Origin of the sequence: Neorhizobium tomejilense, from assembly GCF_964254135.1 — a bacterium.
Lineage (GTDB): Bacteria > Pseudomonadota > Alphaproteobacteria > Rhizobiales > Rhizobiaceae > Neorhizobium > Neorhizobium tomejilense.
The window spans coordinates 3,231,995-3,248,340 of sequence record NZ_CAXUSO020000001.1; the positions used below are offsets into that span (position 1 = coordinate 3,231,995).

Consider the following 16,346-nt stretch of genomic DNA (forward strand, 5'->3'; position numbering starts at 1 on the left):
CACACATCTTGCCCCGATCGGCCGCAAAACATGGTTTCCAAAGAGTTATCCGGGGCGGTTGTTACGACAAGAGACGCGCCTTGGCCGAATGACCTTGCGCCTTGGGCGATCGATTCGTCTGTGACGGGGAACCTGATTCGGTTCTCAAGCCTGCCCCCGGCCATGACGGCTGCACACTCGGCATGGACGTCAAATAGGTCGGCCAAGCTATAGCCGGAGTTTCAACGGAGCCCGAAAGCCTTGATTTGCTTTTCAAAAGGCCGGCAAAGCGGCCGAAGGAATTGCGAATAGCTTTCGGCACAAGGAATTACTGCAGCAACAGAGAAGCGCCACCCATATATACTGTATAAATTTAATAAAATTTTCTCGACTTGCCACAGAACGCGGTGATGGCGAGCTGGTCGGGCAAGTGCTGCCCCGCCTCCCCATAAGGATATTCGGCCAGACGGCCGCATCGCCGTTACGGTAAGGCCTACGCCTTTTGTGCATGATGCTGGACAGGATCCCCGGCGTTTATGCTCCCAGGCCGTATTTCCGTCCGCCAGAGTTGTTCTCGCGCTCATTCAAGGTGGAACTCTTATGACAGCGATGCGTACCGTCATCTTGTCCCTGGCATGGCTATTGTCCGGCGTGGCGTCTTCGCAGGAAACCACACCGGGCGATGCCCCACAGAACTCCGCGCAGGTTCTTTTCACCGGACATAGCTTGATCGATAATCCCCTGGCCAACTGGGTCGAGATGATTGCCAAAAGCCGCGGCAAAAATATTGCCTGGGAGCAGCAGATCGTCATTGGATCCCCGCTGAGGTATCGAACACGAGGTGAGTACGACCAGGATTTCAGCTGGGCCGGATATAGGTACGGGAAGAACCGCAACGGCGACCAGATGGATGTCATCGAGGAACTGCTTCGCCCGCGGCGCATCGCCACGGGGCGCCCTTACGACACTGTTGTCGCAGCGGAAAACCACAATTTGCTAAACATGATCGTATGGGAAAACGCGATTGCCTATCTGCGCCATTTTCACGACCGCCTTCTCGACGGCAACCCGAAAGGCCGAACCCTTTATGTCCACACCTGGCTTGGCGTCGACAAGGACAATCCGCAGCCCTGGTTGGAACACGAGACAAACGCTTCCGTCGTATGGCAATGCGTAGCGGAGAAAGTGAAGCTGACACTGCGAGCTGAAAGGCGACCGGCCAACCTTTCCGTCGTGCCTGCCGGAACGGCTCTCGTGGAATTGGTGAAAAGGACACTTGACGGGAAGATTATCGGTTTTACCGGAAGCACCAGGGAAAAACTCGATCGGATATTCCGCGACGAGGTCCATCTGACCGATATAGGCGTCTATTTTGTAGCTGCGGTCCACTACGCCTCAATCTATCGCCAGTCGCCCGAGGGTGCCGCGGCGCCGCCGACCGTGCCCCGGGACCTTGCCAAGGAGCTGCAGAAGATTGCATGGGCGGTCACCCGAGATTTTCTGCAGCAGGAAAGCTTGCACCCGCCGAGCATGGCAGAATGCCGGCGCGTCGTCGTCGAAAAAGTCTGCCGAAGCTTCTGGGTGCATGTCGGCGAACCGAACGAGGCGGGTGGCTGCCAGAGCTATTTTGCCGAAACCCAGCCGGCCCCCGGGGGCAACCCCTTCGTCTGGCCGGATCCGAATTGGAACGCCCTGCCAAAGCCGGCGCGTTAGCTCCTTCGTCCATCCCACGTGGGATATCTGTCCGAGCCTGGATGACCGAACCTGATTTGCCGGGACACGAGGGGGCGATCTCACAGTCGCGGCACACCGGACCCCTTTCCGGCATCACCCGACTGTCAGATGGAAGATGAACAGATAAACTGTCGATGTTCGGAACCTGCGCGCTGCGCCGTTCTCATATCTTTCGCCAAGTGCATGACATATGCACGATCGCCAGCCGACAAACATCCATGTCGAGAGTTCGTCGCTCCGGGAGGCATTGCCGCGGCAACGCCCCTGTCAGCGCTGTCGTGGTTTTCTATGGTGTCCCTTCACGCAGCTGCGAAGGCTCGACTTCGCAGCCGTGATATCTCGGGTCGGTCCGCCAACCGACCGGCGAACGGCTAGTTGGCCGCTCCGTATGGGAAGAGATCATTGAGTTTGTAGGCGACCTCGGTACGGTTCGTCGCTTTCAGCTTCTTCATGATGTTGCGGATATGGACCTTGACCGTGCTTTCCCGCAGGTTGAGCTCGTAGGCGATGATCTTGTTGGCCTTGCCCTTGCGAAGGGCTTCTACCACCGCTTCCTGGCGCAGCGTGAACATTCCCGAAAGTGGCCGGTGTTCCGCCGCCGACGTCGCAGCGGTGACCAGGTGCCGCATGGAGAGGACGCTGCTTGCCGGAACGAAGATCCCGCCGGCAACGGCCAAGCCGATCGCTTCCACGCAGACGCCGATGCCGACGCAAGAGGGAATGAAACCTCGAGCCCCATATTCCAACATTTTCACCACCTGGGCGAGGTCGTCGGAGTCGGAGAGCACGATGATCGGCGGCGACTTGAACTCGGCCGTCAATTTCGAGATGTCAGTCGCAAGTGCGGCATCGTCGGCCTTTCGGCCGCCGATATTGAACAGAACGGCCTGGACAGGCGGATAGAGATCTTTTTCTAGTTTCCATTCGTCGATGGAGCCGACAGCGCAGACATCCATCTCGAGGCCACGCCCGATGAGGGCTTTGGCAAGGCATTCGCGATCAAGCGCTCTCGCGTCGATGATCACAAGGCATCCGTCGTGATTTACTCCCTCACTGCCTCGATCATCTCTTTCGGCGAGCTTTGGGATGTCATTCATAATGCGAAAGGATTCTGCCACAGCAGGAGAACGGCTGTAGCCGCTTGGTGTGGAACTCATCTTACCCCCTTACCTGAAGTCTAGGATGATTGTCCCCTTCAGGACCGCAACTATAAGTACGCCAGCAGACTGTCTTTACACCTCTCAACCTTTTATTAAGGTCAATATACAGCAGATACGTAATTTAGTCTATGCGCAAGTAAGCAGCTAGATAAAAATATTTACCGGGGGGTGCAAGCTAAGTTCCGATAGGGAATTGGATATCCGCTTATAGTTAACGTCCACGTCAAAATGACCCCCTTAAAGCTCGATCCCGGCCCCGCCCATGAACTTTCGGAGGCGTGACCTGTTCCGACGCAAAACGCTGCATTTCGGGACAACGAGCACTGCGGCGGGCACGCAAGCGACATCCGGGCATCTCGGCGCCAAATAATCGGCCAGCCGGCATATAAAAATAGCAAAACAGGAAGTTTTTGGCAGCTTTTCTTAAAACAGCGGGCCAGCGTGGTGGAGAATGCCCGTTGCAAGAATTCCAGCCAGATACCCGACAGGCCAAGCCAACAATACACCCGCTTCATATAGGAAATTGTTGAGGCCATGACGGTGATTGAAGTAAAGAATCGCCGGCAATACGGGCAGTCCGTAAAGTGCGGCCGCCCATACTGCACCCTCGAAGCCGAACAAGTAATAACCGAGGGGCAGGCATGTAAAGCTGGAGACCGCGCGAATGAAATTCATGACAGTCTGGTTACGCGGTTCATTGACAGCGAGATAGACCGCGGACAGAGGACCGTAACGCATGATGAGAAGGCTGAACGATAATATCTGGATAATTGGAGCAGCATCTCGATAGCGATCATCATAGAGCACTTCGATGATTGCCGTGCCGCTCGAATAGATCGCGCCCGCACTTCCGATGAAAACAAGATCCAGCGGCAATCGCATTTTCCAGAACATGGAGCCGAGCTGCTCCGGACGTTCCCTTGCGATCCTGCCCAAGGCCGGCATTGCCACGTTTAAAAACAGCCGGCCACCGGCACCTTCCAGCATCGAGATAAGATTGAAGGCCAGGCTATAGAAGCCAAGCATGAGGGGGCTTGTCCATCCGGCGAGAAAGATACGGTCTCCATTGGCTGCTATCATCGTAAGGATGGACGACAGCATGATCCAGCGGCCAAACCGAACAAGATCCCTTATCGCCGGAGCTTCCCAGTAAAGGCTGTTATGCTGACCCGGTAACCATATGTGAGTGAGAATAGTGGTCGTCAACGCAGATAAAAGCGTCGCGGCCACGAACGACCAGATCGAGCCGGTGTACCACGCAAGCGAGATCCCGACCGCCAGACTGACGACCTGAGCCACTATCTCGATTAAAGTGACGCGCCCAAGATCGAGGTGCCTGAACGCAGTGATCAGTTTCGTGGATTGCAGCCCCATGATCACGGTGCAAAAAGACATCCCCATGATGATGGCTGGCAACGACGTGACCGTGTAGACCGATCCGGCCGGGAACAGGCCATACTCGGCCGCACGCCCGATCCCGATGGCGATCAGGACGCATGCAAACCAGATCAGGCAGCCGTGGATGATCTGCAGCGTCCACGCGGTGTCGAGATAGGATTGGTCGTCGCCATATTGGCTCTGTATGGCCGCGGGCCTGAGCCCGAGATCCGACAACATGGCGACCGACACCTGAATCATGGTGGCGACGGCCATGATGCCGAACATTTCCGGTATCAGCAGCCTTGTCAGCACCAGGTTGCTTGCGATGCGTACTACCTGCGAGAGGAGATACCCCATCATCGACCAGCCTGCGGCCTGGATAAGGGTCGTGCGAAGACGCCGTTTCGGCGGTTGAACCGTCACGGGCAAAGCGTCGAGAAGCAATCGCTCCCTGGCGTGAGGGGAAGGCACCTGCTTCCAATCCGAGGGAATGATTGCGTCAGTCACAGAATACTCCTCGTTCTTTAAGAAGACTTTCCAGCTTGATGTTGAAGGCACGCAAGCAGCGTGCCCCGGGCAGGTCTTGGCAATTGCGGGAACGGTATCTTCGAGATCCGGCCATCGTTCATCGGCTAAGCAATCTCGGCGACCCGGGCCGGCGCTCTGCTTTGAACCTTGGCATCCACATCGGCTGCCCCATGGAGCGCCGCCGAGACACCGGAGGCTTCAAGAACAGCACGCATGTGCTCGGAGAGCACGCGAACATACGGATCGAGCACCATGCTGTCGTGGTCTCCCGGCACTTCCGAGACCCGCAATTGCGGTACATGCCCGCTCCAGCCATTGTCGGGCAGCAGTACGTCGCGGTTCTGCTTCAGGTGACGGCCGCCACCAAGGCTATAGAAGATATCGGGCTTGGGACGAAACAACGTGACCTTGCCGGAATAAGCCCTGACGTCATACCTGAGCAACGCTCTCCTGAACGCCATCTCAATCCTGACATTGTTGAAATACTCAGGCGATTCACCTTGATGCTCCAGCTCGGACTTGACGCGCTGTTGCTCCTGATAGGCACGACGGTCCCTCAGATACGCGCCGACAAACCTCATCTTATGTCGACGCATATCCTGCAGTTTCATGCTGATACGGTCGCGCAGACCCAGCCCCGGCTGCCGCGGCATGGGGGTGTCCAGCATGATCACCTGGGAAACCTCTTCTCCTGCATCTTGGAGCTGCTGGGCCATCTCGAAGGCGGTTATGCCGCCACCCGAATAGCCGGCGAGAAGATAGGGTCCGCTGGGCTGCACCGTGCGGATTTCGGCGATGTAGTCGGCCGCCATCTCTTCGAACGTGGCGTGCGGTTCGTGGTCGCCGTAGAGTCCGCGGGCCTGCAATCCGTAGACCGGTCTGTCCGCACCCATGGTCATCGCCAGATGGCGAAGGTTCAGGACATTGCCGAACATGCCGGCGCAGATGAACAGCGGGGTTGCTTTTGCATTCTTACCGGGGTTCATCAGTACCAGATGAACCGGCTTTGTCGTCGTCGTCGGCAGGCTCGCCGCGAGCTCCGATCCTGCGGCTTCGCCACCATCCGGCAATTCCGCAGCGATGCGCTCCGCACATTGGGCGATCGTCGGTGCCTCGAACAGCGTCGATATCGGCAGGTCAAGCGCGTATTGCTTCTTGATCATCCGAAACAGTCGAACTGCAATCAGCGAATGCCCGCCCATGTCGAAGAAACTGTCGTGGATGCCGACCTTGGCGATGCCGAGGAGCTCCCGCCAATAGCCGGCCAGCGCTTCCTCAATCGGATTGCGCGGCTCGACGAACTCGCTTTCGAGGTCCGGCCTCTCGAAATTGTCGCCGGACGGCGTCGCGGTTTCGGCAGAGGCGGCAATCCATTCGCGCAGAGTTTCGAGATCGATCGAACTGATGATCGGCTGAGGTTCGGATGTGGCGAGCGCGCGTTGCAGCGCCGAAAAACCTTCCGCCGGCAGGATACCGTTGCGCACCTGGGTGGCGAGCTTCAACATCGCCGGAGAAAGCGCGGCCGGCCTCGCTTTGGCAGCAGCCGGGGCGTCCGCCTGGGCTGCGTGACCGAGCGCAAGATCGTTCTCCAGCCTGCGCATGACGAATTTTTCAGCTTCGAAGATGATATTGCCGTGGGGATCGGTGATCGTCACGTCAAAGGCCGCATAACCCTCGCCGAAATCGCTGCTGTCGGCGAGTTCCACGATACTGACGACCTCGGCCGGCAGGGGCATGTGAAGGACCACCCGGCCATAGGTTGCCGGCGCCCAAAGCGAGGTCTCGGCGTCGTAGTCCTTGGCAAGCTGCATGGCAAAGCCGGTCGCGATGTCGAGCAGACCCGGATGCAGCAGGACACCTTTTGCAAGATCATCGGCAAAGATCGGGTCCAGTTTCAATTCCGCAATAGCCTTGCCGCGCGCCATCGCCATCGAGCGCAGGACGGCCCAGCGGGGGCCAAAGCGGATATGCTTCTCCTGAACCGCGCGAAGCGTGCTCCCGCCTCCGGCGACCCGTGACCCATCGCATTGAGAGGCGACAGCGGCGATGTCGACCGTCTCGCGCCTCTGTTGCGCCTGCGGCTTGAGGACGGCTTCGGCGTGCTTGACGAACAACGCATCCTCGCCATCCGCCGGGCCTGCCAGAACCACGACGCGAAAATGCGCGGCCGCCGGCTCCAACCGCACTCGAACGGCTTTTATCTCGCCGTCATTGAAGGCAAGCGGCCTCAGGAATACGAGGTCCGCCACTTCCGCTTCGAACGGAAGTCCGTATTCCCGAGACGCCTGTGCAATCAGCTCCAGATAACCTGTACCCGGCATGACCGCCTGGCCAGAAAGCAGCCGATGTTCGTCGAGCATCCATTCCGTTTGGGGGCTGACCAGCGCCTCGAGCCAGGGCAATCCCGTCTCGTCCTCTTTCCAGTGCTGGAAGAACGGACCGGCAGCCGGCCCGGCAACTGGCTTGATCCACCCGCCGCCTTCGGAGGCGCCAAGCGCCCGTGCCGCAAGGCCGACTTCATTCCAGACGCCCCAATGCAGCGCGACGGTGGCACGATCGGCGCGATGAGAACGGCTCTGCGCGAAGGCGTTGAGATAGGCGTTCGCGGCGACGTAATCGACCTGCCCTGCCCGCACCACATCGGTACTGGTGGAGGAAAACATCAGGAAGAAATCGAGTGCCACCTTTTCGAATGCCGCATCCAGCACAGTGGTGCCCAGCACTTTCGGCGTCAGGACCCTGTCGATGCTGTCGCGTGTCTTGGTCTGCATCAGGCCGTCATCGACCGTTCCGGCCGCATGGAAGACACCGTTGATTTCCCCGAACCGGGAGAGCGAGGTCTCGACCGCCCGGCTCATCTGCTCCGGATTGCCGACATCGCCGACCAGATAAAGAACGTCCGACCCCTTGTCCTCAAGCCTCCGGATTGCCGAAATCGCCCGCCGAACGACGCCATGGCCATGGGTGCGATCGTAGAATTCCCAGTTTTCCCGCGGCGGCAGAACCGTGCGACCGACAAGCACGATCCGCGCCCGGAACCGGCCGGCAAGTTCGTCGGCAAGCGCCAAGGCGACGTCGCTCAAGCCGCCGGAGAAGAAGTAGACGCCGCCGTCGCGCAGTGTCGCCTGCTCGGACGATACGTCATTCAACGGCAGCCGCTGATGAACCTGCGACCAGCGCCGCCCTTTGCGGAAGGCGACGATCTCGGATCCTGGCTTGGCATGCAGGTCTTCCCAGAGCTGCTCGATCAACGCCGCCGGCTCCGCGGCCTCCTTTTTCTCCACCCGCCCCGTCATACGCGCAAAGGAGAACCGCTTGTCGTTCCGTTCGGCCTTGGGCGGCAGATCGATATCGATCACCCTGACCGTGGCACCGGCCATCTCCTTCGGCAGGACCAGGCTGGGGCCCAGAACGGTGGCCTTTTCGGGATAGGGCAGCGGCTCGCCCGAGACCTGCTGCATGCCGTTGGTAGTGACGGTGAAATGCATGTCCGCAATGCTGGCTGCATCCCCCAGAGCCTGGGCGAGATGCAGCATGCTGTCGAAACCGCATTCCTGGTTCCGATGGAAGAAATTCGAGCCGGGCCGGAAGATCTCGGCCTGGGTCAGAAGCCACATATGCACGATACGCGATGGCAGGCCGCCATCACCGGAAAGCCCGGCAACGAGGGCGTCATATCCGGCACGGCCCAGTTCCGGGCAGAGCATGTAGTCCTCGGCGCTGCGGCGAATGAAAGCGTCGCCCAGGGACACCGTGACGACACGGTGGCCGGCCGTCCTCAGCGCTTCGACCAGCTTCCGGCCGACCCCGGTCTCGTCGAGGAAGAAGAGCCAGGATTGCGCCTCTTTCTCAGCGCCCAGCTCGTAGTCAGCCAGCGTCTGCTTCCAGGAGGGGCGATAACCCCAGCGCTCGATATCGGGTTCCTTCGAAAGGACCGGCTCGGCGCTCTTGCCTCTCTCATTCGCTCCGGCGCGGTCTATGAAGAAGCGCTTGTGCTGGAACGGATAGGCCGGCAGCCGGACCCGGCGCGGCGAACGGCCCTGCCAGAGGCGGTCGATATCGACCTCGAGGCCGGTCGCCCAGGCACGCCCCACGGCGGAGAGGAAATGGAGCCGATCGTCGCCGGCCTCGTCGGGATGCGGCAGGCTGTTGATCACCTGGTTTGCGGGGATCGACCCCTGCGCCTTCGTCAGTGACGACAGAACGCGCCCGGGACCCACTTCGATATAGATACGTCCCGGCTCCGCCGAAAGCGCTGCCATGCCATTCGCGAAATAGACGGTCGAACGAAGGTGTTCGACCCAGTACATCGGATCGGTCGCCTCTTCGGCGCTCAGCGGCAGGCCCGTACGGTTCGACAGGATCGGAATGACCGGTGCGTGAAGAGTAATACCGCGCAGAAAGGCCTCGAAGGCTTTGAGAATGGGCGTGACGAGCCGCGAATGCGCCGCGATGTTGATCGGCACGCGCGTCGCGTCGATGCCCTGCCCGGCCAGAAATTCCCGGAAGAGGTCAAGATCCTCGTTGACGCCCGACACGACGCAAAGCGATGGCGCATTGACCGAAGCGATGTCGAGCGATGGCGGCAGGAGCTCGGAAAGCCGGTCGTGATCGAGCGGTACGCTCATCATGCCGCTGGGCCGGATAGTCTCGAACAGCTTGCCCCGCAGATGCACCAGGTTGACGGCGTCCTTGAAGGACATCACGCCGGCAACACAGGCCGCGGCGTTCTCGCCCATGGAATGACCGATCAGCGCCTTCGGCTTGACGCCCCAATCCATCCATAGACGGGCCAATCCGATCTCGGTGATCAGAATGGCCGGAAGCTGGAGCGAGGGGCGTAGGAAGGTTTTCGCAGCCGTTGCGGAGTTTTCGCCGAGCCACACCGTGCGGATCTCATTCGCTGCGTCGACGGGCAGGTGGGAAAGCCCCTCTTCGACGCTCCGCCGGAATGTCTGATCCTCCTCGTAGAGCCGCTTGGCCATGCCGACATATTGAGCGCCGCCGCCCGGAAACAGGAATATGGCGCCGGAATTGTTCGGCACGGACTGATGAACGAAGCCACGGCTGCCGGGGTTCGCAAGGACCGCGATGGCGTCCTCCCGACCACGGACGGCGACCACCATGCGGTGGTCGAAATGTTTGCGGCCATGCTGGAGCGTATAGCTGACGTCATCGAGCGAAAGGCCGGGCTGTGCGGAGATCGCCGAGCCGAGCCGCTCGGCCGCCTGATCGATCGTCTTGCGCTGGCGGGCCGAAAGGAACAGCAGCATCGGATCGGATTCGGCGCCGATCTCCGCGTCGGCCACGTAACGGGTCGGTGCCTGCTCGATGATGGCGTGCGCATTGGTGCCGCCGACGCCGAGCGAATTGACGGCCGCCCGGCGAGGGCCCGGCGCATGCGGCCACTTCACCAGCTTGTTGTTGACCCGGAACGGGCTCTTTTCGAAATTGATCGAGGGATTGGGATGCTCGAAGCCGAGCGTCGGCGGGATCTCACCCTCGTTGACGGCAAGCGCCGCCTTGATCAGAGCGACGACGCCCGCTGCCGTATCGAGATGGCCGATATTCGATTTGACCGATCCGACATGGCAGAAGCCGGTCCGGTCGGTGCTCTGCCTGAAGGCTGCCGTCAGCGCCTCGATCTCGATCGGATCGCCGAGGAACGTGCCGGTACCGTGGCACTCGACATATTGAATGGTGTCGGCATCGACGCCTGCGAGCCCTTGAGCTTCCAGAACCGCCTCGGCCTGTCCGCTGACGCTTGGCGCCAGATAGCCCGCCTTGCTGCTGCCGTCGTTGTTGACGGCCGTGCCCTTGATCACGGCATGGATCACATCGCCGTCGCGAAGAGCATCCGAAAGCCGGCGAAGCACGACCACCCCCACGCCGCTTCCGAAAACGGTCCCCGCCGCGCGATGGTCGAAAGGCCGGCAGTGCCCGTCGGGGGAAAGGATCTCGCCTTCCTGGAACGTGTAGCCGCGCCGATGCGGGAATTCGATCGTCACCCCGCCGGCCAGCGCCATGTCGCATTCGCCGGAAATCAGGCTCTGGCAGGCATAGTGCACCGCGACGAGCGACGTCGAGCAGGCGGTCTGCACATTGACGCTCGGGCCGCGCAAGTCGAACGTGAAGGAGGCTCGCGTCGCCAGAAAATCCTTGTCGTTACCCGTGTGGCGCAACAGGAACATTCCCACCTGGTCGATCAGGTTGCGATTGCTGCAGACGTTGAAATAGAAATAGCTGCCCATGCCGCAGCCGGCGAAAATACCGACCGGGCCGGGCTGATTGTTCGGCGTTCGGCCGGCATCCTCCATGGCTTCCCAGGCGCATTCCAGGAAATGGCGGTGCTGGGGATCCATGATCGCCGCTTCCTTCGGGTTCAGGCCGAAGAACTCCGCGTCGAACATTTCCATATCGGGAAGATCGGCGCCGCGGGGAACATAGTTGGGGTGATGGAGCCGCTCGGGGTCCTCGCCTTCAGCGATCAGGTCCTCCGGCGAAAACGTCCGGACCGACTCTACGCCGTCTCGCAGGTTCTGCCAGAATTCCGAAACATTACGCGCACCCGGCACTCTCAAAGCCATGCCGACGATTGCAATATCGCTGGCACAGACCTGGTTTGACCCCTCAAGCATCGACACCGCCCTAACCCACGGAGGCCAACCTGATGACATCACCCCAATGATGCCACGAGCCTCGTTCCGCTTCCCAGTGAAATCCGCGAGCGCAAACCCGCAGCCTCAATGTGCTGCCAGCCAAGACGCAATCGCAATTACTCCTTTGGAAGCCATGATCATCCGTATGGGGGAAAGCCGGGTATCGCCGGCAATTCAGGCTTAGGCGCGATCATCCGCATGGGTGCTCCGGCGCATGTTGAGTTTTATACCGCTCCCCGTTTCTATCGGAGTGCCTGGAACAGCAACGAGTGGGGACAAGCTTTATGGGCGAATTGAAGTGTGTTTTGATCGGTGGCGGTTTATTACTGGTTCAATGCGCTGAAATTCTGCGGGGGCGCGGACATAGGATCGAGGCCGTAGCGACGTCGAACGGATCGGTCAGAAACTGGGCGCAGGCCCAGGGTATCCCCGTCGTGATGCAAGAAGGCGACTACGCCGCCCAGCTGACCCAATACGACTACGACTGGCTCTTCAGCATCGCCAACCTGAAAATGGTTCCCGACGCGGCCTGGCGACATGCAAACATCGGCGCCGCCAATTTCCATGACGGCCTGCTGCCGGACATGGCCGGCCTCAACACACCCGCCTGGGCGATCCTCGAAGGTCATGACCGACACGGCATCACTTGGCACGCGATCACCGAGGGGATCGACGAAGGCGATATCTATGCGCAACAGCATTTCGAGATCAGCGCGGACGAGACGGCGCTGACGCTAAATACGAAATGTTTCGAAGCCGGGATCGCGACTTTCTCCGACATGCTCGGCGATATCGAGCGCGGCGCCTTGAAGCCGCGCCGGCAGGATTTCGCAACCCGCACCTATTACGGACAGCTCAAGCGTCCTTCGGCCGCCGGTACGCTCGATTTTACCGCCTCGGCAGGCGAGCTTTCGCGCCTGGTACGCGGCCTGGATTTCGGCCCCACCTATCTCAATCCCCTGGCAACGCCCAAGGTCCGTTTCGGCAACGACGTCTTCACCGTCAGGAACCTTCGCGTCCTCGACGGCGAACTGAACGGGGAACCTGGTCTCGTCCTGTCGGTCGGCGCCCATGGTGTGACGATCGGCACCGCAGACATGCCGGTCCTGCTCGAGGCCGTCCGCAAGGATGGCATCCGGCAGATCACGCTCTCTTCGGTACTGCGTCCTGGCGATCGGCTGCCGCTGATGAGCGAGGCGGACAAGACCGCCCTGTCGGAAGCGATTGCCGCTGTTGCGCGGCATGAAACCTTCTTCCGCAGTGCGCTCGAAGCCGGTGCTGATATCGCGCTTCCCTATATCAAAGCATCGGAAGCCGGCCAGGCACCGGATATCCGCATCATTCCTCTGCTGTTTTCCGGGCAGCTTTCGCGCCAGGAGCGGGTCGCGTTGACAGCAGCCTTCCTCGTGCGTCTTTCCGGCCAGACCGCGTTCGATCTCGCCTATACCAACGACCGGCTGGCAGATCTCGACGCCCGCCATCCCGGCTATTTCGCGAAATCCATTCCGCTGCGGATCAACGCCGCGGGGCAGGCATCGGTCGACGACCTGCTCGGGCAGGTCGATCAGGCGTTGAGGGTGCTGGACCAACGCCAAGGCTATTGCCGCGATCTTGTCGATCGTTATCCCGGTCTAGCAGCGCCGGAATTGACGATCGGTGTCGCAGACATCTCCAGTCCGGCGCTCGCCGACGAGATCGAGGGCTGCGCCCTGACCTTCCGGCTCGGCGAGACCAAAGCCGACCTGCTCTACGATCGGGCACGGATCGACGAACGGCAGGCGCAGGATCTGGCGACGGCGTTTGCGATACTGGCCTCGGCATTCGAGGACCGCGCGGCGTTGCTCCAGGACCTGCCCCTGATGTCGAATGCCGACAGAAACATGGTCCTCTTCGACTGGAACCGGACGGAGCGCGAATACGATACCGCCGCCTGCGTCCATCAGCTTATCGAACGGCAGGTCGACCGGACGCCGGATGCCGAAGCTCTGGCATTCCACGGCCGTTCCCTTTCCTACCGCGAGATGGACGAGCGGGCGAACCGCATCGCCCAAGCGCTGGTGGCCCAGGGCGTCGGCCCGGACGTCACCGTCGGCCTATACCTGCCGCGCTCGCTCGATCTGGTCGTCGGCGCGCTCGCGATCATGAAGGCGGGCGGGGCCTATATTCCGCTCGACCCGCATTTTCCGGCCGATCGCCTGGCATTCATGATCAAGGATAGCGGCGCCAAGCTGGTTCTGACCGAGCGACGGCTGTCGAAATCCGAGACGCTGGATGGCAGCAATTTCCTGTGCGTCGAGGATATCCTCAGAAACCAGGCGGCAGCGGATCGCCCGGCAACCGATGTCACTTCCAGCAATCTCGCCTATGTCATCTACACGTCCGGCTCCACCGGCATGCCAAAGGGCGTGATGCTCGAGCATCGCAACGTCGTGAATTTCTTCGCCGGCATGGACGAACGGGTGCCGCGCACCGCCGATCGTCACAATGTCTGGCTGGCTGTCACCAGCCTCTCCTTCGATATCTCGGTTCTGGAACTCTTCTGGACGCTCGCCCGCGGCTTCAAGGTCGTCGTCCACTCCTCCGAAATTATCGAAGCCAAGGCGAAGGGCGCGTCTTCCGCCGGAAGAGGTACCAATCTCGATTTCGGCCTCTTTTACTGGGGCAATGACGGCGGATCAGGTCCGGACAAATACCGGCTGCTGATCGAAGGCGCGAAATTTGCCGATGCCAACGGTTTCGATTCCGTCTGGACGCCGGAGCGTCATTTCCATGCGTTCGGCGGTCCCTATCCGAACCCGGCGGTCACCGGCGCGGCCGTCGCAGCTGTCACCAGGAACCTTTCGATCCGGGCCGGCAGCTGCGTTCTGCCGCTTCATCATCCCGCGCGCGTCGCCGAGGAATGGGCAGTCATCGACAATCTCAGCAACGGGCGCGTCGCACTCGCCTTCGCCTCCGGCTGGATGCCAGAGGATTTCGTGCTGCGGCCCGAAAACGCACCGCCGAAGAACAAGGCGAGCCTGACCCGCGATATCGAGGTCGTCCGCAAATTGTGGCGTGGCGAGAGCGTCGATTTCGATTTCGGCGCCGGCACGGTCGCGGTCGTGACCCAGCCGCGTCCGGTCCAGAAGGAGCTCCCCGTGTGGCTCACCACCGCCGGCAACCCGGAAAGCTACCGGGAGGCGGCCCGGCTTGGCGCCAATGTGCTGACCCACCTGCTCGGCCAGTCCGTCGACGAGCTTGCGGAAAAGATACGGATCTACCGGCAGACGCTTGCCGAGAGCGGCCGCAATCCGGCCGATTATAAAGTGACATTGATGCTCCACACCCTGATCGGCAAAGACCGCGACGAGGTGCGGGATCTGGCGCGCGGCCCGATGAAGGAATACCTGCGCAGCGCAGCCGCGCTCATCAAGCAATATGCCTGGGCGTTTCCGGCATTCAAGAAGCCGCAGGGCATCGCCCAGCCGATGGATATCGACCTCCAGTCGCTGGCGCCCGAGGAGATGGACGCTATCCTGGAATTCGCCTTCCTGCGTTACTTCGAGGACAGCGGCCTGTTCGGCACCGTCGAAGATGCGCTGGAAAGGCTGGACCAGGTCAAGGCGGCCGGCGTCGACGACATTGCATGCCTCATCGATTTCGGCCTGGCCGACAATATCGTCCTGGAAAGGCTTCCCTTGCTGGCCGAAGTCGTCAAGACCAGCAAGAATCCCGTCAGCGACGAGGTCGGCGACGGTTTTGCGGAAGAAATCCGCAAACATCGGGTCACGCATCTGCAATGCACGCCCTCGATGGCCCGCATGTTCATGATGATCGACGAGGACCGCGCCGCCTTGAGCGATGTCCGCCATCTCTTCCTCGGCGGCGAGGCGCTGCAGGGCTCGCTTCTTGCAGCCTTGCGAACCGTCACCGACGCGACGATCGAAAACATGTACGGTCCGACGGAGACGACGATCTGGTCTTCGACATTCACGGCCGGCCCATCGACGGGCGTCGTTCCGATCGGCCATCCGATCGCCAACACCCAGCTCTACGTGCTCGACAACGCCCTTAATCCGGTGCCACCCGGCGATGTCGGCGAGCTTTATATCGGCGGCGACGGCGTCGCCCGCGGATATCACAACCGCGAGCAGCTCACGCAAGAACGCTTCCTGTCCAACCCATTCATGGAGGGCCGGATCTATCGGACGGGCGACCTTGCCCGCTTCGACCGGAATGGCGTCCTGCATTTCCTTGGCCGCACCGATCATCAGGTGAAGATACGCGGCCATCGCATCGAACTCGGCGAGATCGAGGCGCGGATCGGAACATTCGCCGGCATCCGCGAGGCGGTCGTGGTTGCCCGCAAGGACAGTCCCGGCGACGTGCGCCTGGTAGCCTATATCCGCACCGACGGGACGTCCGTCTCCGAACAGGAACTTCGTACCTATATCGCCGAGGCCCTGCCCGATGCGATGATACCGTCGCATTTCGTGACGATGGAGGCCTTCCCCCTGACGCCGAACGCCAAGGTGGATCGCAACAAGCTGCCGGCCCCGACGGAAAGGGTCCAGGCCCCACCGGCCACGTTCATCGAACCGTCCAACAATCTGCAGCGGGATATCAGCGAGGTGTTCGGTCGCGCACTTGGGCTCGAAAAGGTCGGCATATTCGACAACTTCTTCGCTCTCGGCGGGCATTCGTTACTGGCGGTTCAGGTCCATCGGGAAATGAAGGCGAAGCTGGCGCCGGATCTGACGATCACCGACCTCTTCCGTTTCCCGACGGTTGCCCTCCTCGCCGACCATATCTCCGGCAAGGGCAAGGCAGACCTGCAGCTCGGCCGGGCAGCCGAGCGAGCCGCATTGCGGCGCAATGCGATGGAACGGCGCCCCACGCTGGTCCGCGTGGAGACCAAGGTCTAGCC

5 protein-coding genes are annotated in these 16,346 nt (G+C 60.9%); 2 read left to right on the forward strand and 3 right to left on the reverse strand.

What is annotated here, in order from left to right; translation table 11 throughout:
- Positions 1–588 precede the first annotated feature (588 nt).
- Positions 589–1,692, forward strand: coding sequence for a hypothetical protein (locus ACSQ3G_RS16250; protein ID WP_436110760.1), 1,104 nt, complete (start codon positions 589–591; stop codon positions 1,690–1,692).
- Positions 1,693–2,084: 392 nt separating this feature from the next.
- On the opposite strand, the gene ACSQ3G_RS16255 is transcribed toward ACSQ3G_RS16250, so the two are convergent.
- The 3 genes from ACSQ3G_RS16255 to ACSQ3G_RS16265 form a co-directional block, all read right to left on the reverse strand.
- Entirely contained in the window at positions 2,085–2,870 is a 786-nt protein-coding gene (locus ACSQ3G_RS16255) for a helix-turn-helix transcriptional regulator (RefSeq protein WP_105403112.1), read from the reverse strand.
- 426 nt (positions 2,871–3,296) lie between these two features.
- On the reverse strand, positions 3,297–4,760 hold the full coding sequence (locus ACSQ3G_RS16260; protein WP_436110761.1) for an oligosaccharide flippase family protein: 1,464 nt from the start codon (positions 4,758–4,760) through the stop codon (positions 3,297–3,299).
- 125 nt (positions 4,761–4,885) lie between these two features.
- Positions 4,886–11,419, reverse strand: coding sequence for a type I polyketide synthase (locus tag ACSQ3G_RS16265; protein ID WP_436110762.1), 6,534 nt, complete (start codon positions 11,417–11,419; stop codon positions 4,886–4,888).
- 458 nt (positions 11,420–11,877) lie between these two features.
- Here ACSQ3G_RS16265 and ACSQ3G_RS16270 point away from each other — a divergent pair, with 458 nt between their 5' ends.
- Positions 11,878–16,344: a MupA/Atu3671 family FMN-dependent luciferase-like monooxygenase gene (locus tag ACSQ3G_RS16270; RefSeq protein WP_436111728.1), complete on the forward strand. Its 4,467-nt coding sequence runs from the start codon at positions 11,878–11,880 to the stop codon at positions 16,342–16,344.
- Positions 16,345–16,346 lie beyond the last annotated feature (2 nt).